This window comes from Zhongshania aquatica, from assembly GCF_027257955.1.
Taxonomy (GTDB): Bacteria; Pseudomonadota; Gammaproteobacteria; order Pseudomonadales; family Spongiibacteraceae; genus Spongiibacter; species Spongiibacter aquatica.
Genome location: NZ_JANZNQ010000012.1, coordinates 66462 through 87901, shown reverse-complemented (window position 1 = coordinate 87901; position 21440 = coordinate 66462). Strand labels below are relative to the sequence as shown.

Below are 21440 nucleotides of genomic sequence, written 5' to 3'. Positions count from 1 at the left end.
TCTCGGCAACACCGCTGTCATTAAAACAAGCAGTACAACTGTGTCAGTGGTAGCTCGGTCGCAGGCTCACAAATCAGCAGCTGTCCGTCGGCACGCACTTCATACGTGTCGGGATCGACGTCCATAACCGGCTGATAATTATTCAACACCATGTCTGCCTTGGTGACGTTGCGGCAATTTTTGACGGCGACCAATGGCCGCTCTAAACCTAAGCCCGAAGCGATATCCGCATCTATTGCCGGCTGGCTCACAAAGCTGACCGAAGTCTGTACGCAGGCCTTGCCAAAGGCACCAAACATCATTCGATAATGCACTGGCTGTGGTGTAGGAATAGATGCATTTGGATCACCCATTGGCGCAGCAGCAATGGCGCCGCCTTTAATAATCATCGACGGTTTAATACCGAAAAATGCGGGCTTCCATAACACTAAATCCGCTAATTTACCGACTTCAATGGAGCCTACCTCATGGGAAATTCCATGGGCGATGGCGGGATTGATGGTGTACTTAGAAATATATCGACGGGCGCGGAAGTTATCGCTGCCCTCTGAATCTTCGGCGAGTGGGCCGCGCTGCACTTTCATTTTATGCGCGGTTTGCCAAGTTCTGCATACCACTTCGCCCACACGCCCCATGGCTTGGGAGTCCGACGAGATCATCGAAAACGCACCTAAATCGTGAAGAATATCTTCCGCAGCAATCGTCTCTTTACGAATCCGCGAATCAGCAAAGGCCACATCTTCTGGAATATTCGGATCAAGGTGATGGCAGACCATCAACATATCCAAATGCTCATCTACCGTGTTAACTGTGTAGGGACGGGTTGGATTGGTAGAGGACGGCAAGACATTCGGTGAGCCACAGGCTTTGATAATATCTGGCGCGTGGCCACCGCCCGCACCCTCGGTGTGGTAGGTGTGGATCGTCCTCCCCTTAAATGCAGCGATGGTATCCTCTACAAAGCCCGATTCATTCAAAGTATCGGTATGGATCGCTACCTGCACATCGTATTTTTCGGCAACGCTCAAACAGCAATCTATCGATGCCGGCGTGGTCCCCCAATCCTCATGAAGTTTTAAACCCATTGCGCCAGCCTGCAACTGCTCTTCTAAAGCACCGGGTAAACTGGCGTTACCCTTACCGAGAAATCCTAAATTCATTGGAAAACTTTCTGCCGCTTGCAGCATTTTGCCGATATGCCAAGCGCCCGGTGTACAGGTCGTGGCGTTGGTTCCCGTTGCCGGGCCCGTGCCGCCACCTAACATAGTGGTCACACCACTCATCAGCGCCTCTTCAATTTGCTGAGGACAAATAAAATGGATGTGAGCATCAATGGCACCAGCCGTTAAGATTTGGCCTTCGCCAGCAATCACTTCTGTACACGGCCCAATTATAATATCGATATCTGGCTGAATATCCGGGTTGCCCGCCTTACCAATTGCAGTAATACGACCAGCCTTAATGGCTACATCGGCTTTCACCACACCCCAATGATCGAGGATCAGCGCATTAGTAATAACCGTATCGGGAGTAAACTCCCTACCTAACTGGCTCTGCCCCATGCCGTCGCGGATAACCTTACCGCCGCCAAATTTTACTTCTTCGCCGTAAGTGGTGAAATCTTTTTCCACCTCTATCCACAGTTCAGTATCAGCAAGACGAACTCGATCACCCACCGTTGGGCCATACATATCCGCGTAGGCGCGGCCATCAATACTTGTCATGACTTTGCTCCTGTATTTGCAGTGCCATCTAAAGCACCCATGACAGCACCGCGAAAGCCATAGACTTCGCGTTTGCCCGACAAGGCAACCAATTCAACTTCTCGACTTTGTCCTGGCTCAAAGCGCACCGCCGTACCCGCCGCAATATTCAAACGAAAGCCACGACTCGCTTCGCGGTCAAACACCAGCGCTAGATTCGTTTCAAAAAAATGATAGTGGGAGCCGACTTGAATGGGTCGGTCACCACTGTTGGCAACATCTATTGTGCAGGTTTCTCGTCCCGCATTTAAAACGATATCGCCCTGCGCTATCTGCATTTCACCTGGAATCATAGAGCCTCCATTCTTGCAACCAAGGGCTGCACAATTTCTTAGACAATTGGGTTGTGCACGGTGACCAGTTTGGTGCCATCTGGGAAGGTGGCCTCCACCTGCACCTCGTGAATCATCTCCGCGACGCCGTCCATCACATCATCACGACTCAATACTTCACGACCTGCGCTCATCATCTCGGCAACACTGCGACCTTCACGCGCGCCCTCCATTACCTCGGCGGAAATAAGTGCTATCGCCTCTGGATAATTCAATTTGAGGCCCTTGGCCTTACGACGCTCTGCGAGCAGCGCAGCGGTAAAAATTAATAATTTATCTTTATCTCTAGGACTCAGTTCCATCGCCGTTACTTCCCGTATTCAATCAATATTTCAATCGCCAATGAGCGAGCTAGGTATTCCAAATTCGCGGCGGACAAGCCGCCCGCCCATTTAACTTAGGCCGCAGTTGCGACCACAACCACATAAAACCCTTGCGGCAATGCTCGGGTGAATTACCCAAATAGCGCGCCAAAAAAATCTCACGTTTTTGCGACAAACCCCACTCTGCAGGCAACCAGCCTCGGCCGGCAACAAGTTCAGCCAAACCCTCTCGCAGTGTGTCCATCATCTGTTGATCACACTGCAGGGTAGCAAATAGAGTGCCGCTCACCGACATTCCACCCATACCCCAAGGCGCATCCAGCATTCGGCTACCGCCAAGCCATTCAGTGCGCTCTTTCAACAGGAGTTTGCCATCTCGGCTTATTTCAATTTTCTGGGTGCAGTGGCCGTTTTTAAAACCTTCACCGCTGGCGCGACGACCCAAAACCACAATATCCCAGGCGCATAACGCAGCGTCGCCCTGCAGGGCAAAGTTGTTATTCAACTCCGCCTCTGCGCCTTCAAAAACAATGGTTTCCTGCGGCAGCCATTCAAGACAAGCAGCGCTGGCAATCTGAGCTGAAATACCCTGTGACTGCACTGTTTTTGCAGCATCACTGCGATACACCTTGCCCGCAGACGGCGTGGTCAGCAGTGCGTTTGCACCAACATCAAGATTTAAACCAACCCTCAATGCGTCGCCCGGCACCATGCCACCGGGGGGATGTAGCAAGTAGACATGGCAGCAGTCGTCTTCCGGATAGAAAGGGCTCTGCACTCGTAGCGGCCCCTTATGCAAAGAACGCACTAAATCGGTGCGATTTTTACCGGCGCGAAAGCCAAGCTCAATGGACGCCTGCCAAGACTTTATTGGCACATACTCAGCGCCAGTGGCTTTGTCCGGCACTGCCATTGGTTTAGTTACTTCCTGTGTGGGGGCTCGCGCCGTCAACGGCCAATCCTTCTTTCAGTGTATTTCCCATTTAAAATGCCATCACATCTCGGCATCAGTATCGGACTGCAACAGCAATATTTGTACCATCACTGTGCACATTTTTACTTAGCTGCGCCAAATCAGTTCTTGGATTCATAATATATGCACTAATGTAATGCGCGAAACGCGTGCCGCAGTACATAGCCGCTCGGCTTATTCACGCGATAGACGTCTAGCTTCATACCAATGGCATTTTTAAGATACACTTAAACCCATTACAGAGGTGGACACCCCATGGCCAAACCAGATTTTATTTCTCAGCTAGCGCAACAAGCTGGTCGATTAATTAATAACGGTCCTGACATTCAGCAGGACATAGAAGAAAAAGTGCAGGTGTTACTGCAGGGCGGTTTTAGCCGTTTGAATATGGTCTCTCGTGACGAATTCGACGCACAAGTTGCCGTACTAAATCGCACCCGTGGCAAACTGGAAGCCTTGGAAAAACAACTTGCTGAACTCACCGAGCTACTTGAGAATCAAGCAAACAGCAAAGACTGATTTTTACTATGTCGTAATGCGGCCTTCAAGGATGAAGACATGCCACTCGCCACCGTTTACAGCCGCGCCAAGCTGGGCGTAAATGCCCCACTGGTCACCGTTGAAGTACATTTATCTGGCGGACTTCCCGCCTTTAATATTGTCGGCTTACCGGAAGCCACGGTGCGAGAAAGTCGCGACCGAGTGCGCTCCGCGCTAATTAATTCGCGCTTCGAATTTCCGGTCAGTCGTATCACCGTCAATCTTGCACCCGCAGATTTACCAAAGGAAGGGGGCCGTTTCGACCTTCCAATTGCTATCGGTATTTTACTCGCATCTGGGCAAGTGCCTGCCGCGCCATTAGAAAAACTAGAACTCATTGGCGAACTCGGCTTAAGCGGCGAACTTCGTGCCGTTGATGCCGCTTTACCCGCCGCCATCCAAGCAAATTTGGCAGGCCATATTCTCATCTTACCCGCTGCAAATACCGGACTGGCCAGTATCGTTAACGACACCGGCCTGCGCGAAGCGGACTCCTTGCTCGCCGTCGCCGCCCACCTGCACGGCCAAAACACACTACCCTTTGCAGGCGCCAGTATTGAACCCATCGACACAACCAACTATCCCGATCTCAGCGACGTTAAAGGTCAAGCTGGCGCCAAACGTGCGCTGGAAATTGCCGCAGCTGGTGGTCATAGTTTATTGCTAAGTGGGCCACCCGGCACCGGTAAAACGCTATTGGCGAATCGGCTACCCGGAATTTTACCGCCCCTAACTGAGGCCGAGCGCTTAGATATTGCCACGGTCCAGTCCGTCGCCAGTCAGCCTCTGCGATTGCATCGCCCCTTCAGATCACCCCATCACACCGCCTCTGCGGCAGCTTTAGTGGGTGGAGGAAGTTATCCTCGACCGGGCGAAATATCATTAGCTCACAACGGGGTTTTGTTCTTAGATGAACTACCGGAATATCCGCGCAAAGTACTGGAAGTGCTGCGCGAGCCGATGGAATCGGGGGAAGTCATTATCTCACGAGCGGCACAGCAATTAACTTTTCCGGCAAAATTTCAATTGATCGGAGCGATGAATCCATGCCCCTGTGGTTATGACGGCGACGAAAACAAAGACTGCCGCTGCACTCCAGACCAAATTCAACGTTACCGCAGTAAACTATCCGGCCCACTACTCGACCGCATCGACTTACGTATCACCGTGCCTCGACTACCGCCGGGAGTGCTGCAAGACTCAAGTAAGGCAGAGAGCAGCGCGATGGTTCGCGAACGCGTGTGTGCAGCCCGGGACCGCCAGCATGAGCGCAGCTCTAATATCAATGCAAGACTTAGTGCCGAGGAAGTGGCGAGGTTCTGCGCGTTAGATGACCCCAGCAAACAATTCATGCTCCGCGCAGAACAAAAACTGGGGCTTAGCGCCCGTGCCCACCACCGCCTAATTAAAATCGCCCGCACGATAGCTGACCTTGCGGATGAAAAGGACATCAGCCTCGCGCATTTACAAGAGGCCATGATTTATCGAGGTGATCAATAAGCTCATGCGCGAATGCATAGGCAACATTACTGATCCCCCTCCCAAGGAGCGAATTGTAGACTGCTGTTTATAAACAGATGATAAGGCTCTATTCGCAATGCCAAGCGTCTTGGTCGTAGAAGATAACGCAGCGCTAGCAAGTATGGCGAAAGCAATCTTGGAAGATATTCTTGGCTTCACAGCTTATGTCGCCCGCAATGGTGCCGAGGCCAAGTCCCTACTGAAAGATAAGCCCGAGCACTTTACTGTCGCACTGGTGGATCTGAATCTTCCCGACGCACCGAACGGCGAAATAGTTCCTGTAGTTCAGTCATACGATATTCCAGTCATTGTTCTCACCGGTTATTTCGGCGACGAATTACGCAATAAAATGATTGAACTTGGCGTAGTAGATTACGTTCTAAAGAAAAATATTAGCGCCTACGAATACGCTTGCCACCTCGCCCAGCGTGTACATCGGAATTACTCAACCAAAGTCCTTATCGTCGACGATTCTAAATCTGCATTGTTAATGCTTAAACGTCACTTGGATATTCAGCGCCTGCAAGTTATCACCGCCGAAAACGGAAAAGATGCCTTGCTAAAAATGATGGAACATCCCGATATCAAGCTCGTGATCACAGACTACAATATGCCAGAAATGGATGGCTTCGAACTTATTCAACAACTTAGAACACGCCACCCGAAAGACCAACTGGCTATTATTGGACTATCAAGTTCTGGGGAGGCGCGACTGTCCGCGCAACTCCTCAAGAGCGGCGCCAATGACTTTATTGGCAAGCCTTTTAGTTATGAAGAATTACTCTGCCGCGTGAATCAGAATCTCGATTACCTCGATCATATTCAAGATATTCGTGACGCTGCCAACCGCGACTACTTAACCAAGCTCTACAATCGTCGCTATTTCTTTAACGAAGGGAAGCTACTGCACCAAAAAGCGTTATTTCAAGAAACACCACTATCGCTAGCGATGATTGACATTGACCACTTTAAAAAAATTAACGACCGCTATGGCCACGAAGCCGGCGATACCGCATTGAAGCATATGGCGGATCTACTGCGTGGTGAGTTTCCAAATGATCTCGTTGCGCGTTTTGGCGGCGAAGAGTTTTGTATTCTAAGCACCAGCGATAGTGAGAGTACTTTTAATCGCTTTGACGAATTTAGACGCAAAGTTGCAGACAGCCGAGTAGATGAAAACAACTACCAATTTGGATTTTCTATCAGCATTGGTATTTCCAGCGTGCACAATGAAAAGCTAGACGCCAACATCCACGCTGCCGACCTCAACCTTTATCGAGCAAAAGAACAAGGAAGAAATCAGGTCGTTACTAGTTGCCAGCCTTAGCGCTAGCGGCAAGTTCACCGCGACCTCTGTTGCTCGACCAAAAATAACGCTGCCGCAGTAAATTATCTGGCCGGCTTTTACACAGCATGAATCTGTGTACCACCACGCCAAGGCTTCCGCTCGATGCTCTGCGAAATTCGAGCAAACAAAGAAATAAAACAACTTACGCGCCTTAGTTAAATGTAAGGCGACGATTCATCTGGATTTGGACGGGTTTTAAAACGCTGATGAACCCAAAGGTATTGCTCTGGCACCTCTTTAACTTCTTTTTCCAACAGCTCATTAAAGACTCTGGCAACCTCTACGGGGTCACCAGCGGCCTCATCCAGTGGAGGAAGTACGCGCAAGAGATAGCGACCCTCTTCTTCACGTCGAAAAAAGAACGGCACCAATGCTGCACCAGTACTGCGAGCCAATCTGCCGGGAACGGTAACCGTGGCTGCATCTATACCAAAGAACGGCAGGAACACGCTGTGCTCCATACCATACTCACCGAAATCCTGATCCGGCGGATACCAAACAATTTTTCCCTGGCGCAGATATTTGAGTGCCTTACGCATATCGTCGCTGGGAATCATATCGGCAAAACGGGCCAGTCGCGCCTTCAACACAGTAGCCTCCTGAACCGGATCAGGATGACGGCGATACACCCCGTGTACTTGGTATTTAAAACTAATCATACGCACACCCAACTCTTGGGTAGTAAAGTGCGCACCCAGCAGCAACACACCTTTGCCACGCGCCAGTGCCTCGTCTAAATAGTCAGCGCCTTCAATGCGAAATTCATCTTTCAAAATAGCGTCTGCGCTAAACCAACTCGCCACTGAATCAAAGATGCCCATACCCAAGGCCTGAACATGGCGACGCAAAAGTGCGTCGCGCTCGGCGTCATCTAACCCAGGAAAGCACAGCGCTAAATTGGTTCGTGCAACGTGCATACGCTGGCCAAGCAAGGGCCACAGGATCACCGCCAAGCCTCGACCAAGCGCAAGTTGTCTATGTAAGGGTAATTTCGCGCAAAGCTTAAAGACGCCATAACTGAAACGAAGAATCAGTCGGCGCGCACGTGAAGCCGACGGTACTTCAGCATTTTCTTTATATGCCTCGGTTTTCGTCATGCTACACCTGTGCTAAGAGCGGGATCTGAAAGCGCTCGCAATAATCGCCAAAGGTGTGATCAACACCCTCAGCAGTCAGGCCAAAGTCACTTAACTGATACTGATGACTACCGTGTTTATGCTGGGGATTAGCCGCTAAATAGTCTGCAATTTTGCCCGCCATAACATCGGAATACGGATACCCAAAATGATCATAAATGCGACGAACTACCGCCTCTGGATCGCTCAGTAAATCCGCATATTGCACATCAAAAACCTGATCCTTAGGATGGCGAAGGCGAGCCTCCATACCCCGCTTCAGCGAAGTGGCAAGCTGACTACTTAAGTGCCGGCCCACCTCCGCGCAATCAACCTGACCACATGCGGCTTTCTGCATGACCGCATCTAAGCTGCAGATTGAGGGTAAAACTTGTTTTGGATCGCGGTGGGTCTGCACCACACAGGCATCTGGGAAGGTGGTTAACAAGGCATCTAGCCAATTCAGGTGCAAGGGGCTTTTTAGCACCCAATGGCCGCCACCGCGCTGCCACTGCAGTATTTGTAATTGCACCTTGTATTCTTCATAGGCAGCGCAAACCTGTCCTCTACTTAGACCCTGAATCCATTGCCGGTAATTGACATCGTCCTCTTCGAAGATAGGCATAATGTAGGCATTGGCTAACAAGCCTGCACATTCCTCAGGACCGCGCGGATCAATATCGTGAATCTTGCGGAGCGCTGGCAACATACGCCGCAAATTTCCGACAATTCCATCAGCCTGAGCTATTCGTGGATCATCTTCACCGGCGACATGATTTTCATCAGGCGTTGGCTGCATTGCCTCCCAGAATAGAAGCGGGCGTGAGTTGGGATCTAGCGCCAAAAGTTGGCTAAGTAAGGTGGTACCCGTGCGCGGAAAAGCAGCGACAAATAAGGGCCGCTCGATACGCTGCTCGCGAATTTCAGGATGGCGCTTTAACAGATCGTTAATCCGCAAACGATTCACCAAAGGCTTAAGCAGTACCTGCCACGCAACCACTCGGCCGATTGGACTTAAGCGCTTATTATGTTTCAGATAATTAAGTCGCAAACGCAGGGGTACTAAGAAGCGTTCATCGCCAAAATCATGCAGCCCCGTCTTTTTACAAGCCGCCGCCATTAATTTCTGCTCGGAGAAATTAGGATAATTCAGTCCAATGGCCTGAGCTTTGCCCAAGCACCACGCCAAGGCCCGAACAACAAGACCTAAACTTATACCCTCCTGCCATGGCTTTTTTTCGGCAATCTCAGTATGACTCATCTACTTAACTCTCAAGTTCGAAGATCGACGCAGCCATGCAACGCAACCTGTTGGAAACAAAATAAAAATCGAACTAGGAATATATCAGAACGCCCACCAACAAATACACAAGCCAAAGGCATTGGGCACTACGACCAGTTCACAACCACAGACATTTTGTTTGTGGCACCGCGGTTTTCACTTAAAAGGGAGATCGACATTGGAGGTAATTAAGCTGCTCACTGCTATCTCACGCTATCGCAGCAACAGATAATTATTGAATTAGGATTGCAGCCATCATCACCACACAAACCAGCTACCTGCATAATTAAACTACAATACAGCGGTTCTTCCCCCACTCCGCCCCTGCTACAATGTTCGGCCCTCCAGATGTGATTTCGGAAGCCCTTCAGGTGTGAGCAAACTCAACGACAGACAACGCGAAGCGGTGCTTTACATCGATGGCCCCATTTTGGTGTTAGCGGGTGCGGGCAGTGGTAAAACCAGTGTGATCACTCGCAAAATGGCGTATTTGATTGAGAAGTGCGGCATGCCCGCACGCCACATTGCAGCGGTAACCTTCACGAACAAGGCTGCCCGCGAGATGAAAGAACGGGTGTCTCAGCTTGTGAAGGGCAAAGAAGCCCGCGGCTTAACGGTATCCACCTTTCACAATTTGGGTTTGACGATACTGCGTAGCGAATACAAGGCGCTACAATATAAATCAGGCTTTTCCATTTTTGACGGCCAAGACGCGCAAACTCTGATCCGCGATTTACTGATGCAGGATCACGGTGCAGAGAGCGACAATGCCGATCGCATTCAACATCGAATCTCGCAGTGGAAGAACGAATTTATTACTCCGCAGCAAGCAATTGCCAGCGCCGAAGGCCCAGCCGACATCCTGTGCTCACAAGCCTATTTGCGTTATCAGAATGCTTTAAAAGCCTATAACGCCCTCGATTTCGACGACTTAATCATGTTGCCTGCACTGCTATTTGAGCAGCAGCCTGCGATTCTGGAAAAGTGGCAACAGAAAATTCGCTATATGCTGGTGGACGAGTATCAAGATACTAACGGCGCGCAATATCACTTAGTCAAACAGCTGGTCGGCGATCGCGGCGGCCTGACCGTGGTCGGCGACGACGACCAATCAATTTATGCCTGGCGCGGTGCAAAGCCCGAAAACCTGTCTTTGCTCGGCAAAGATTACCCGCATTTAAAAGTTGTTAAGTTGGAGCAAAATTACCGCTCCACCGCTCGTATTCTCAAAGCGGCCAATACCGTTATCGCCAACAATCCCCATGAACACAATAAGGCGCTGTGGTCTGAGCTCGGTCACGGTGAACATATTCGTATTATTCGATGCCGCAACGACGATGCCGAATGCGAGCGCGTGGTAACCGAAATTTTAGACCACAAGCTGCGTACGCAGGGACGATTTGGTAATTACGCCGTGCTGTATCGCGGCAACCATCAGTCACGCTTATTAGAATTAAAGCTACAAGTGCATCAAATTCCCTACAAGCTCAGTGGCGGCACGTCGTTTTTTGCCCGCAATGAAATTAAAGACATCATGGCCTATCTCCGGCTGATTATTAATCCCGGTGACGACAATGCCTTCTTGCGAATTGTGAATGTGCCGCGCCGAAAGATTGGCACCTCTACCCTTGAAAGCCTCGGCCTCTATGCCACTGACCGTGAAATCAGCATGTACGATGCCTGCAATGAAATGGGCCTGAGCCAACACCTGCCGGAAGCGGCAGTGTCGCGTCTGCGGGAATTCACGGGCTGGCTGAATAACTTGCGCCGGAAATGTTACGAGGATGAGCCCGTCGCCAATGTTCGGCAGTTGGTCAGCGACATCGACTACCTCGACTGGTTAATTCAAAACAGCTCATCGGTAGCTATTGCCGAGCGACGCATGGCTAACGTGCATATCCTGATCAATTCTCTGGAAAAGTCGATAAAAGACGATGACAGCGAAAATGCCATCGAGGGCGCAATAAGCCGTTTAGTACTGCGGGATTTAATGGAGCGCCAAGAAGACGAGAAAGAAAGCGATGATCAAGTTCAGCTTATGACACTTCACGCCGCCAAGGGCTTGGAGTTTCCCCACGTCTTTATGATTGGCTTGGAGGAAGGCATTTTACCCCACCAAAACAGCATAGATGACGGCATGATCGAAGAAGAGCGCCGCCTTTGTTATGTGGGCATCACCCGCGCCCAGCGCACCCTTACCATGAGTTACTGCGCCAAGCGTAAAAGTTTTGGTGAGTTTAGCAGCTGCGATCCGAGTCGCTTTTTAGCTGAATTACCCCAAGAAGATTTAGAATGGGAAGGTCGCGGCGACAATGATCCCGCGCAAAACCAAAAGCGCGGCGGCGAAACCCTCGCCAGCCTGAGGGATATCCTCGGCTAAGTCCCTAGAAATTGCCCGCCGGATAGAAATCCGGCCACACCAACAATTTGGTGTCGGCATTGATAAATCCGGCATCTATCGCATATTTCAAGGCCCGATCAACATTGGCGACGCCGTTTCTTACATTTAACACGGTAGGCCCGCCCAAACCCACTGACAACACACTGGTCACCGCCAGGGCCTGCCCGTCGGGGCCAAAAATGGGGCCACCACTGTCACCTGGAATACTGGCTTTGTCCGTGCGTATTTCATAAGCCCAGCCATCCCCCAATACCGCTGTAATTGAGCCAGTTTTAGCCTCTAAATTACGCAAACCAAAATGAAAGGGGGAACGGCCATAGGCAAACACATTGTCGCCCACCGAGGCTAAACCCGTGAACAATGACACCGGCCCACCAAAGGCAAACGACGCGGGATGAATATTCGCTAGATCGTCAGCATGTACTTTGACCAAGGCAAAATCGTTGTAAACACAGACGTCAGAGCCCGGTGTTTCGCCCTGCTCCTGCATGGCGCGCCAACTGGAATACACCAGCTCGCCAGGCTGAGTCGCATTTTCAATAATGACTTGGTTAAAACCAATGGGTAAATTATTGGTTTCACAGGGATCAATCCCGTCGTTGGTATCAATACTGAAGCAGTGAGCCGCCACCCCGATATACACCGTCTGTGCATTGGGCGAGAACAAGAAATTACCTGTGCAACCGCTGCCGTCAGCGCTTATTTCCATTCCCGGCCGGATCTGGCTACTGGCCGGAGTCCCAAAGCTCACCGGAGTTTCAGGACTGCCGCCGCCATTATTCCCCTGAGGAGGATTATCTGTGCCTGCTGTACTGCCATTGTTTGAGGGCGCTGAATTAGACGAGTTTGACGAACCGCCACAGGCCGATAGAAGCGCCACAAATACAAAAACCAGCCATCGAGTCATCACCGTCATATCCATTCATCTTATTTATTATTAACAGAATAGCGCAGAACGTAGGTCATTTACGGTATTGATGCCCAATATCGACACCAAACGCACGCCACATGAATCCTAACGATACGCCGATTCCCCTGTCGCAGATTTATTTTGGACAAAAAAAAGCCGCGCAATGCGCGGCCTTTCGTGCTTTAAAGCAATTACTTACTGTTTTCCAGCATGTAATCAACCGCAGCCATCACTTCTTCATCTGAACAGCTCATGCACAAACCTTTCGGCGGCATCATACCGATGTTATTGAAACCTTCGATAGCGTGTTTATGCAGAGTATCAACGCCCTGTTCAGCACGTTTACCCCAATCAGCTACATCACCAACTTTAGGCGCACCGCCGGCACCAGAAGCATGGCAGCCCTGGCAGCTACCTTTGTAAACGTCTTCACCCGACTTAGGCGCGCCGCCTACCGATGCAACCGCCGCTCCGCAGGTATTATCACCTTGTAAACACACTTTACCGGCAGGCTGAATGCGGCTTTCTACTTCAGCCATTTGCTTGTCAGTCAAAGCCCACGCCGATACACACACCATCACCAAACCAAAGGCGGCGGCTAATTTCTTTAACATTGCACTATTCACCGTTAACGTCCTCTTTGCTTACAAGACCCAACGGCCCCGTATTATAATCTGGCGCGCATTATAACGGCATGGTCGCGATTACTCCAATAGCGCGAAGCGCTTATGGTCTAAGGTATTAAAAATAAGCCTTCTAACCACGACTTTTAGACAGGAAATACGCCGATAGACTTAAACTAAAATACAAATCTACTTTCATAAACGCAGATAACGCAGTCTAATCAATACTGAATGATCGGCGCTTTATGAAGCCATGTATCATCCTGCAACATATTCAGCATAGCATGGGCGCAATCTGCAAAGCTTATAGCCGAAAATCCGTTAAATGGATCAAAACCGAGTCGATATTGCCCTTTCAACTCACCTTTACGCATTTGCAGAGGGCGCACGCCAAACCAAGACACATCAGAATACTGCTTTATCAACTGATACTGATGCTCTTTATCTTCGTGTCGCAAACTCATAAAAAGCTGCGCAAATTTTCTTACGAAACGGGCGCCAATGGTAATTCGATCTTCGTCGACGAAGGTACTTCCTCCCCCACACCAAATAAAGCGGACACCTGACTCGGCCCGCAAGGCATCAAGAATATGACGACTCGCGACTGTACATAGATCTGCTGCCGATTGCTTATCTACCCCAATCGCAAAGAGCACGGCCTCTGTGTCGCCAGTAATTACCCGCCAAACATCCTCGGCACAGAGTGCATCACCTTCGACAACACAAATACGGTCACGTACATCTTTAGGCAACTTAGCTGCCGAACGCACCAACACCGTCACGTCATGCCCCGCATCAACGGCCTGACGTAAACACTCACCGCCCAATGCGCCAGTGGCGCCAAACAGAGTTATTTTCATCACGACTCATCCTATTTTTATTATATGACCCAAAATATAAAGTCTGATGCATAAAAAAGAGCGAGGGTTAATCACTTAACACCTCGCCCTTTTTGTCATTCTTTAACTCTAACCAAGCTGATGTAAAGCACAAATCTTATTGCCTGCAGGATCACGCAAATAGGCAAGGTACAATTTACCCAAACCACTTTCACGAACCCCTGGCGCGTCTTCACAACTCACGCCACCGTTTGCGACACCGGCTGCATGCCATGCATCCGCCTGAGCAGGATCTTTTGCCGCAAAACCTACGGTGCAACCATTACCATGGGTAGCAGGATTGCCATCTATCGGCGGAGTAATCGCGAAAATGCCACTCGCTGTAAAGTAGAAGCAACGACCTTTCTCATCGATAACACCGGGCTCGTATCCCATTGCGCCTAAAATTGCATCATAGAATTTCTTTGATGCGTTCATGTCATTTGCACCGACCATAATATGGCTAAACATTTATTATTCTCCTCAGATTAATGTAATCCCAAACAGGATCACTGGTACGTGAAAAACTATGGACTTGTTCACTTCAGTATTAAAAGCCCTACACAAAACCTTATCTTCGATATTTGAAAAACGTCACGAATACAATCACAGCAACACTTCAGCCTCATCACCACTGGCTTCAAGCCATGTTTTACGGTCTGGTGCGCGTTTCTTTGACAGCAACATATCCATTAAGCCATCGGTTTCATCACCGTCCTCAATAGACAAACGCACTAAGCGGCGGGTATTGGGATCCATAACCGTTTCGCGCAGTTGCAACGGGTTCATCTCACCCAAACCCTTAAAGCGGGTGACCGAAATTTTGCCGCGCTTATTCTCCGCTTCAAGCCTGTCCATAATGCCCTCCTTTTCACCGTTATCTAAGGCGTAATGAACCTCTTTACCGATATCGATACGATACAAAGGCGGCATCGCAATATACACATGACCTTGCTGCACTAAAGGTCGGAAATGCCTTAGGAATAGAGCGCACAAGAGGGTCGCGATATGCAGACCGTCGGAGTCCGCATCAGCCAGCACGCAGATTTTACCGTAGCGTAAGCCGCTTAAATCCTCGGAGTCTGGATCCATTCCTATCGCCACCGAAATATCGTGCACCTCCTGCGAGGCCAATATTTGTTGGGCGTCGACTTCCCAGGTGTTCAGAATCTTTCCGCGCAGCGGCAGTATTGCCTGAAACTGCCGGTCGCGGGCCTGTTTTGCTGAACCGCCCGCCGAATCGCCCTCTACTAAAAATAGCTCCGAACGCTCCGTATCTACACCAGAACAGTCGGCTAGCTTGCCAGGCAGTGCCGGACCAGCAGACACCTTTTTACGCACGACTTTTTTCGCTTTGCGCATCCGGGTTTGGGCATTGTTTATACACAGCTCGGCGAGCTTTTCGGCGTCTTCGGTGTGTTGATTCAACCACAAACTAAAGGCGTCTTTAGCAACGCCGGCAACAAAAGCTGAGGCTTCACGGGAGCTAAGACGTTCCTTGGTTTGACCGGAGAATTGCGGGTCGGCTAACTTAGACGACAGCACATAGCTGCATTTATCCCAGATATCATCCGGGACCAACTTAACCCCGCGTGGAATCAAGCTGCGAAATTCGCAGAACTCGCGCATCGCGTCGAGCAAGCCACTCCGCAGCCCGTTAACGTGGGTGCCGCCCTGTGCGGTGGGAATCAAGTTGACATAGGATTCTGCCAAGGGCTCGCCACCCTCGGGCAGCCACTGTACCGCCCAATCAACCGCCTCGCTGCGACCGCTGAAATGACCAATAAAGGGTTCTGCTGGAAGAGTGTCGTATTCACGGGTGTGGCTGGCTAAGTAATCGCGCAAGCCATCTTCGTAATACCACTCTTCACTCTCGGTGCCAGTTTCATCAATAAAGCTAACACGCAGACCGGGACATAATACCGCCTTGGCGCGCAGTACATGCTTTAAACGACGTACCGAAAATTTTGCCGAATCAAAGTATTTTGGATTGGGCGTAAAACGAATATAGGTACCGGTGTTGCGCTTACCGCAGCTATCTATCACCGCTAATTCCGATGCCTTGTCGCCATCGGCGAAAAACATCTGGTGAACTTGCCCGTCACGCTTGATCACTATTTCCAGCGAACTGGACAGGGCATTGACCACCGACACACCCACGCCGTGCAAACCACCGGAGAACTGATAATTGTCGTTAGAGAATTTGCCACCGGCATGCAAGGTGCACAGAATCACCTCGACACCCGGCAAACCTTGCTCCGGGTGAATATCTACCGGCATACCGCGACCATCGTCCGAACAGGACAGCGAGCCATCGGCAAATAAGGTGACAATAATTTCACTGGCGTGCCCAGCTAAGGCTTCATCGACGCTGTTATCGATCACTTCTTGGGCTAAATGGTTGGGGCGAGTGGTGTCTGTATACATGCCAGGGCGCTTACGCACCGGCTCTAAACCAGTAAGAACTTCAATAGATTGCGAGGTATATTGTGACATCTAAAACCATTGTTAGCGGCTGCACCGCATGACTAATTGAGCTAAAAATCCAACCTAGTTAGGAAGGGATCAGTATTATTTGTTGTTAACGGAGTTTACTCCGCACATGGCGATAATTGTAAGAACGCCACAATAGCAGCTAAATGACGATCAAAGTGCTGAAAGCTATGATCGCCCCCCTCTTCTACCGTCATTTTAACACCGCTATAAAACCGCACTGCGTCGCGATAATCCAAGGTCTCATCTTGCTCTTGAACCATGACCCAGTAACGGCCAGTATCAGGTTTTACCACCAAGGATTGTAGAACATCAATATCCGTCTGCTCTATACAAAAATCCACCCCAGTATAGGGATTATGATGCGCACCAATAAAATGTTCGGCAAACGTGTGAGGCTCAACCGCCGGATTCACCAGCACCGCAGGTAGGCGGTAACGCTCAGCCAGCGCAGAGGCAAAAAAACCACCCATTGAGCTGCCCACCAAACCCAGAGAACCTGTCTTTTTTTGGAGGAAATCTTGTACTAACTTATCTAATTCAGCAAAGGCGTCTGCTGGCTTATTCGGCAGCGACGGCACCATATAATGAATATCGGAGTGATGTTCTGCAACATAACACCCCAATTGCTGCGCTTTCAAAGACTGAGAAGAAGAGATAAATCCGTGAATATAAATAAGTCCTGCTGTCATTCGTAACCGCTTGCCAGATTGTCGACCGCAAATGTTACACCTTTTACCCGCGACACTCTTGTCTGAAATTGACCGTTTTGGGCCAAGTAAAATACCCGATAGCCCGGGTTGCAATCGTCAAGCGCAAAATGATCACTATTGGGCGCAAATTGGATGCAGGTTGACGGCGTAGTCAACAAACCAAGATTTTGAAATAACATTTCAGATTGTTGATGCACATGCCCAGAGACAAAGGCCTTTATATGGTTTTTACCTTCAACAAGGGCAAAAACCTGATCTGCATTCTGCACCCGCTGCTCATCTAACCAGCGGCAATCCAATGCTTTTAAATGGTGGTGCAAAAACACCAATGTCGGCCTATCGCTGTCAGCGATACTCGACAGAGCGGATAATTGATCATCGGCTAGCAAACCGCCTACCTCGCCACTCACCGCAGAATTTAAGAAGCCCAAGCGCCAAGCGCCCAGATCGACAACCGTTGGCATCATTTGATCGCCAACCACACTGCGCATTAAGCTCGCATCGTCATGATTACCGGGAAGCCAAACAACTTGTGCCGCGAGTCCGTCTAATCGAGCAAATAAGCGACGATAGGATTCCACAGCCCCATCAGCGGCAATATCTCCAGACACCACCAGCAAGTCGATACACGGACATTCCTCAGCTACCGTCGCCAAAACCGCGTCCAAGCTATTGTCGGTATCCATACCTAGCAGAGTGTCGCCATGCTCGGCGCCGAGATGACAATCGCTAATTTGCACCACTGTCAGTGGTGTCATGTCTTTTTGAGCAGGCAGATTCACCGAAAAACCCCATTATGACTTGCTTGTTTTATACGGGATGCTCTGTCTGTCCGCCAGTAAATTTAGCGAACCGCGTCATATTTCCAGAATATTCAATGGATTATCCAAAGAATGGCCAAGACTAAGACACAAACTTAGCCATTCGCCAAGATAACGATTTTGCTGAGCTTTTTCGTCACGCTGATACATGCTCACATTGGGATATTGGTAACGGGGCTTAACCGGACGTAAACCACTGGCCCCCATCACTTCCGCAAGGCTCGCATCGTGATAGATACGCACCTGCAAGGTCGGTGCGGGCAATTCCTCAAAAAGCGGCTTCGCCAGGCGCAGCTCAATCATCGTGGTATACGGCGCACGCTCTTTAATCAGCAGCTCAACAGCGTTCGTGGCCACACCAAAGCGCAAACAGTCGCCCGCCGCCACGTCTTCTGGTAGCAGCTTCTTCAAACGGCGAAAATTCATTTCGCAGTCGGCAAGGTGGCCATTTAGGTCTATACGATATTGATGCTTATCCACATCACTCCCAATGAAATGCCAAGACATTCCATAACTTTAGTTAATTTTCATTCTCAAGAGGCTTTAGTTTGATACACTTTAGCGCTTTTCCACCTCCCCCTCTTTGGAGACAGGTTACCTCTATGATTGCCAAACGTCATCTTCTCAGTATTTCTATGACTGCGCTCTTGAGCAGCCACCTTGTCCAAGCTGACACATTACTTGATATATACGAACTTGCGGTAAAAAATGATCCGCAACTACAAGCCGCCGAAGCAACTTACCGCGCCAATATAGAAACTAAGAATTTAAGCCGCGCGGCGCTGCTGCCGCAGGTTACCGCGCAGGCCTATTATCAGGATGCCGAAAGTGACACAGAAAGAGAGGGCATAACCAGCTCGACAGTAGGCGGTTCTTCAACTATTCAACAAAACATCAATACCGACACCGAATCCGAAAACTATTCAGTATCACTGAGTCAGGCACTTTTTGACTTACCTGCGTGGTTTAACTTTCAAGCCGGCAAAAAGATTTCTGAACAAGCCGAGGCCCAGCTGGCTTACGAACAGCAACAATTAATCGTACGCACTGCCGAAGCTTATTTTAACGTGCTGCGCGGCCGTGAAAATCTAGACGCATCTAAAGCGGAAGAGCGCGCCGCAAAACGGCAGCTTGAACAAACCCAACAGCGCTTTGACGTCGGCTTAATTGCTATTACCGACGTGCACGAAGCCCGCGCTGTATTTGATAGTACCGTTGCACAACGTTATGGCTTTGAAGGCACACTGGCAATCGCCAGAGAAAACCTAAGTAGCTTAACAGGCCAGGACCACAATAATTTGTGGTCGCTAAAAACGGATTTCCCCATCACCATGCCCGAACCCGCGAACCGTGCAGAATGGGTAGACTTTGCGCTAGCAAACAACAAGTTGCTTCAGGTTACGAACGCCGGTGCTAGTTCGGCCTATGAAACCGCACAGTCCAAAAAAATGGAGCACTTGCCGAAAGTGGTCGGAAGTTTCACCACAAGCAAAGACGATGTTGACGGCACATCCCGCTACATGCCAACAAATAACTTCGCAACGCAACCAGACTCTTACACTGAAAACGACGCTATACGCATTACACTTACCATGCCACTGTTTGCAGGCGGCGCCATTAGTGCTGGGCGGCGCCAAGCTTACGAACAGTACAATGCGGCTAACTACAATGCGCAAGCTACTCAGCGCCAAATTATTACCAGCACCCGAGCGCAACATATTGCGGTCTATACCGATGTGCAGACCGTGAATGCGCGTAAGCAAAACATCATTTCAACCCGCAGCGCGCTAGACGCCACCGAGGCTGGTTATGAGGTGGGAACGCGGAATATAGTCGATGTATTAGACGCCCAACGTCGCCTTTACGGCGCAATGCGTGACTATACAAACGCTCGTTATGACTATGTTATCGACGTGCTGAAATTGAAATTGAATGCTGGCACGCTGAGCCCGGCCGACATTATCGCCCTAAATAAATGGCTGCAGCTACCAGAACCGGTCACACTGAAAAACAAAAGCTAAGGCTTCCTCACCGAAATTATAGGCGTGAGCACAATCAAGATTTAAGAGATTTATGCTCACGCAACGCTTGCTCAATAACCGCGAGCAAGCGTTGCAAGGCACCTCGATTAGCATCAACCACCTGTTTCGCCATCGCACCCTGATTCTCTGCTCGCTCAGGATCATCCAGTAAAGCGCCCAATTCACGGGCTAATGCGTCACTATCGGCAACCTTGATCAGGCCACCCGAAGCCTCTAACAGCGAGCTTATTTCTGCAAAGTTAAAATCACTCGGGCCAGTTAGCACGGGCAAACCCCACGCCGCAGGCTCAAGCGTATTGTGCCCGCCATGTTCAATAAGACTGCCACCCACAAAGGCAATATCCGCACAACCCAAAAGTAACAATAGCTCTCCCATTGTATCGCCCAGTATTACTTGAGCACCCTCGGCACTGCACTCATTCTGATATTCACTACGGCGCAAATAACGAAACCCGCTGGCGGCGACCAATTCAGCTACCTTCAAGAATCGCTCTGGATGTCTGGGTACAAGTATCAACACCGCATCTGGCTGTTCATTCAGCAGCTGGCGATGGGCAGCGAGTAAAATCTCATCTTCACCCGCGTGGGTGCTGGCTGCTATCCACACGGGCCGAGAGCCAAAGCAGGCCTCATGCAAGGCGCTAGCCTGGTCGCGCAGCGCGGCGGGGATGGCTAAATCGAATTTAATACTCCCTGAAACGGTCATATTTTCCTCAGGTACACCCAGCATCACGAAGCGCGCGCCATCATCGGGGGACTGGGCTACCACCTTCGAGAATCGTGAAAACACAGACTGGGTCAATGCCGACAATCGGCCATAGCCGCGCGCAGATCGGGCGGATAGACGCGCATTCGCTAATATCACGGGAATACCCATTGCCGCAGTTTGGCAGACCATATTCGGCCAAATCTCGGTTTCCATAATGACCGCAACGCTCGGCTTTATGCGCTTAAGAAATCTCGCTACGGCGTCAGGTAAATCGTAGGGGGCATAAACATGAAACACCCTGTCGCCGAACATCGCCGTGACACGCTCTGAGCCTGTGGGAGTCATGGTGGTAACAACAACCGGCAAATGCGGATAAGCCGCTAAAAAGTGCTCAATGACCGGCGCTGCAGCAATACTTTCGCCAACTGAAACCGCGTGAATCCACACGCCGTTTTGACGCTGTGGCGCCTCGAAAAAACCAAAACGCTGCCCAATACGATCCCGATATGCCGGCGCGCGCCAGCCCCGCCAAAGTAAGCGGAGCAAAACGAGTGGCAAAATTAGATAAAAAAAGGCGCTATATAAAAATCGGGGCATGTCGCGAATGCGTTCCCATAGAGTAGCGAAAGCGGCAAGCATAACGGCCGGCGCTC

Annotated in this window: 20 protein-coding genes; 5 read left to right on the top strand and 15 right to left on the bottom strand. The window is 50.2% G+C overall.

Annotated features, from left to right (window positions below; translation table 11 throughout):
* Positions 1 to 20: 20 nt before the first annotated feature.
* Genes ureC through O9X78_RS13270 form a run of 4 tightly spaced genes read right to left on the bottom strand, consistent with a single transcriptional unit; the run spans position 21 to position 3331 of the window.
* The gene (ureC, locus tag O9X78_RS13285) at positions 21 to 1724 is read right to left on the bottom strand and encodes an urease subunit alpha (protein WP_269620189.1); all 1704 of its coding nucleotides are present in this window, start codon (positions 1722 to 1724) and stop codon (positions 21 to 23) included.
* Complete coding sequence (locus O9X78_RS13280) at positions 1721 to 2056, bottom strand: urease subunit beta (RefSeq protein WP_269620188.1); 336 nt, start codon at positions 2054 to 2056, stop codon at positions 1721 to 1723. The genes ureC and O9X78_RS13280 overlap by 4 nt, the downstream gene beginning before the upstream one ends.
* A 38-nt stretch (positions 2057 to 2094) precedes the next feature.
* Complete coding sequence (ureA, locus tag O9X78_RS13275) at positions 2095 to 2397, bottom strand: urease subunit gamma (protein WP_269620187.1); 303 nt, start codon at positions 2395 to 2397, stop codon at positions 2095 to 2097.
* 49 nt (positions 2398 to 2446) lie between these two features.
* Positions 2447 to 3331, bottom strand: coding sequence for an urease accessory protein UreD (locus O9X78_RS13270; protein WP_269620186.1), 885 nt, complete (start codon positions 3329 to 3331; stop codon positions 2447 to 2449).
* A gap of 315 nt (positions 3332 to 3646) precedes the next feature.
* Between O9X78_RS13270 and O9X78_RS13265 the strand changes: the two genes are divergently transcribed.
* The 3 genes from O9X78_RS13265 to O9X78_RS13255 all read left to right on the top strand — a co-directional run bounded on the left by O9X78_RS13265 (position 3647) and on the right by O9X78_RS13255 (position 6779).
* Entirely contained in the window at positions 3647 to 3910 is a 264-nt protein-coding gene (locus O9X78_RS13265; protein WP_269620185.1) for an accessory factor UbiK family protein, read from the top strand.
* A gap of 39 nt (positions 3911 to 3949) precedes the next feature.
* A complete protein-coding gene (locus O9X78_RS13260; protein ID WP_269620184.1) occupies positions 3950 to 5431 on the top strand; it encodes a YifB family Mg chelatase-like AAA ATPase in 1482 nt (493 codons plus the stop codon).
* A gap of 97 nt (positions 5432 to 5528) precedes the next feature.
* Positions 5529 to 6779, top strand: a complete 1251-nt coding sequence (locus O9X78_RS13255) for a response regulator (RefSeq protein WP_269620183.1) — start codon at positions 5529 to 5531, stop codon at positions 6777 to 6779.
* Positions 6780 to 6955: 176 nt separating this feature from the next.
* Here the strand turns inward: O9X78_RS13255 and O9X78_RS13250 are convergent, their stop codons facing one another.
* Together O9X78_RS13250 and O9X78_RS13245 are read right to left on the bottom strand one after the other, a co-directional pair.
* On the bottom strand, positions 6956 to 7897 hold the full coding sequence (locus O9X78_RS13250) for a lysophospholipid acyltransferase family protein (RefSeq protein ID WP_269620182.1): 942 nt from the start codon (positions 7895 to 7897) through the stop codon (positions 6956 to 6958).
* Position 7898: 1 nt separating this feature from the next.
* On the bottom strand, positions 7899 to 9176 hold the full coding sequence (locus O9X78_RS13245; protein ID WP_269620181.1) for a sulfotransferase family protein: 1278 nt from the start codon (positions 9174 to 9176) through the stop codon (positions 7899 to 7901).
* 394 nt (positions 9177 to 9570) lie between these two features.
* Between O9X78_RS13245 and rep the strand changes: the two genes are divergently transcribed.
* A complete protein-coding gene (rep, locus tag O9X78_RS13240; protein WP_269620180.1) occupies positions 9571 to 11577 on the top strand; it encodes a DNA helicase Rep in 2007 nt (668 codons plus the stop codon).
* 4 nt (positions 11578 to 11581) lie between these two features.
* Here the strand turns inward: rep and O9X78_RS13235 are convergent, their stop codons facing one another.
* The 8 genes from O9X78_RS13235 to O9X78_RS13200 all read right to left on the bottom strand — a co-directional run bounded on the left by O9X78_RS13235 (position 11582) and on the right by O9X78_RS13200 (position 18516).
* Entirely contained in the window at positions 11582 to 12514 is a 933-nt protein-coding gene (locus tag O9X78_RS13235) for a trypsin-like peptidase domain-containing protein (protein ID WP_269620179.1), read from the bottom strand.
* A gap of 185 nt (positions 12515 to 12699) precedes the next feature.
* Positions 12700 to 13122 carry a c-type cytochrome gene (locus O9X78_RS13230; RefSeq protein WP_269620178.1) on the bottom strand — a complete coding sequence of 141 codons (423 nt, stop codon included), beginning with the start codon at positions 13120 to 13122 and terminating at the stop codon, positions 12700 to 12702.
* 230 nt (positions 13123 to 13352) lie between these two features.
* Positions 13353 to 13991, bottom strand: coding sequence for an NAD(P)-dependent oxidoreductase (locus O9X78_RS13225; protein ID WP_269620231.1), 639 nt, complete (start codon positions 13989 to 13991; stop codon positions 13353 to 13355).
* Between the two features lie 108 nt (positions 13992 to 14099).
* Positions 14100 to 14480, bottom strand: a complete 381-nt coding sequence (locus O9X78_RS13220) for a VOC family protein (protein WP_269620177.1) — start codon at positions 14478 to 14480, stop codon at positions 14100 to 14102.
* Positions 14481 to 14615: 135 nt separating this feature from the next.
* Complete coding sequence (parE, locus tag O9X78_RS13215) at positions 14616 to 16505, bottom strand: DNA topoisomerase IV subunit B (RefSeq protein ID WP_269620176.1); 1890 nt, start codon at positions 16503 to 16505, stop codon at positions 14616 to 14618.
* Positions 16506 to 16600: 95 nt separating this feature from the next.
* The gene (locus O9X78_RS13210) at positions 16601 to 17194 is read right to left on the bottom strand and encodes a YqiA/YcfP family alpha/beta fold hydrolase (RefSeq protein ID WP_269620175.1); all 594 of its coding nucleotides are present in this window, start codon (positions 17192 to 17194) and stop codon (positions 16601 to 16603) included.
* The gene (locus O9X78_RS13205; RefSeq protein WP_269620174.1) at positions 17191 to 17997 is read right to left on the bottom strand and encodes a phosphodiesterase; all 807 of its coding nucleotides are present in this window, start codon (positions 17995 to 17997) and stop codon (positions 17191 to 17193) included. Before O9X78_RS13205 ends, O9X78_RS13210 begins: the two co-directional genes overlap by 4 nt.
* 75 nt (positions 17998 to 18072) lie before the next feature.
* The gene (locus O9X78_RS13200) at positions 18073 to 18516 is read right to left on the bottom strand and encodes a DUF1249 domain-containing protein (RefSeq protein WP_269620173.1); all 444 of its coding nucleotides are present in this window, start codon (positions 18514 to 18516) and stop codon (positions 18073 to 18075) included.
* A 122-nt stretch (positions 18517 to 18638) separates the two neighbouring features.
* Between O9X78_RS13200 and O9X78_RS13195 the strand changes: the two genes are divergently transcribed.
* Complete coding sequence (locus O9X78_RS13195) at positions 18639 to 20057, top strand: TolC family outer membrane protein (protein ID WP_269620172.1); 1419 nt, start codon at positions 18639 to 18641, stop codon at positions 20055 to 20057.
* 34 nt (positions 20058 to 20091) lie between these two features.
* Here the strand turns inward: O9X78_RS13195 and waaA are convergent, their stop codons facing one another.
* Complete coding sequence (gene waaA, locus O9X78_RS13190) at positions 20092 to 21384, bottom strand: lipid IV(A) 3-deoxy-D-manno-octulosonic acid transferase (RefSeq protein WP_269620171.1); 1293 nt, start codon at positions 21382 to 21384, stop codon at positions 20092 to 20094.
* Positions 21385 to 21440: the final 56 nt, after the last annotated feature.

Excerpts from the sequence above, each read along its gene's own strand:
- ureC (WP_269620189.1), bottom strand. The coding sequence starts at position 1,724 with ATGACAAGTATTGATGGCCGCGCCTACGCGGATATGTATGGCCCAACG.
- O9X78_RS13280 (WP_269620188.1), bottom strand. The coding sequence starts at position 2,056 with ATGATTCCAGGTGAAATGCAGATAGCGCAGGGCGATATCGTTTTAAAT.
- ureA (WP_269620187.1), bottom strand. The coding sequence starts at position 2,397 with ATGGAACTGAGTCCTAGAGATAAAGATAAATTATTAATTTTTACCGCT.
- O9X78_RS13270 (WP_269620186.1), bottom strand. The coding sequence starts at position 3,331 with ATGGCAGTGCCGGACAAAGCCACTGGCGCTGAGTATGTGCCAATAAAG.
- O9X78_RS13265 (WP_269620185.1), top strand. The coding sequence starts at position 3,647 with ATGGCCAAACCAGATTTTATTTCTCAGCTAGCGCAACAAGCTGGTCGA.
- O9X78_RS13260 (WP_269620184.1), top strand. The coding sequence starts at position 3,950 with ATGCCACTCGCCACCGTTTACAGCCGCGCCAAGCTGGGCGTAAATGCC.
- O9X78_RS13255 (WP_269620183.1), top strand. The coding sequence starts at position 5,529 with ATGCCAAGCGTCTTGGTCGTAGAAGATAACGCAGCGCTAGCAAGTATG.
- O9X78_RS13250 (WP_269620182.1), bottom strand. The coding sequence starts at position 7,897 with ATGACGAAAACCGAGGCATATAAAGAAAATGCTGAAGTACCGTCGGCT.
- O9X78_RS13245 (WP_269620181.1), bottom strand. The coding sequence starts at position 9,176 with ATGAGTCATACTGAGATTGCCGAAAAAAAGCCATGGCAGGAGGGTATA.
- O9X78_RS13235 (WP_269620179.1), bottom strand. The coding sequence starts at position 12,514 with ATGACGGTGATGACTCGATGGCTGGTTTTTGTATTTGTGGCGCTTCTA.
- O9X78_RS13230 (WP_269620178.1), bottom strand. The coding sequence starts at position 13,122 with ATGTTAAAGAAATTAGCCGCCGCCTTTGGTTTGGTGATGGTGTGTGTA.
- O9X78_RS13225 (WP_269620231.1), bottom strand. The coding sequence starts at position 13,991 with ATGAAAATAACTCTGTTTGGCGCCACTGGCGCATTGGGCGGTGAGTGT.
- O9X78_RS13220 (WP_269620177.1), bottom strand. The coding sequence starts at position 14,480 with ATGTTTAGCCATATTATGGTCGGTGCAAATGACATGAACGCATCAAAG.
- parE (WP_269620176.1), bottom strand. The coding sequence starts at position 16,505 with ATGTCACAATATACCTCGCAATCTATTGAAGTTCTTACTGGTTTAGAG.
- O9X78_RS13210 (WP_269620175.1), bottom strand. The coding sequence starts at position 17,194 with ATGACAGCAGGACTTATTTATATTCACGGATTTATCTCTTCTTCTCAG.
- O9X78_RS13195 (WP_269620172.1), top strand. The coding sequence starts at position 18,639 with ATGATTGCCAAACGTCATCTTCTCAGTATTTCTATGACTGCGCTCTTG.
- waaA (WP_269620171.1), bottom strand. The coding sequence starts at position 21,384 with ATGCCCCGATTTTTATATAGCGCCTTTTTTTATCTAATTTTGCCACTC.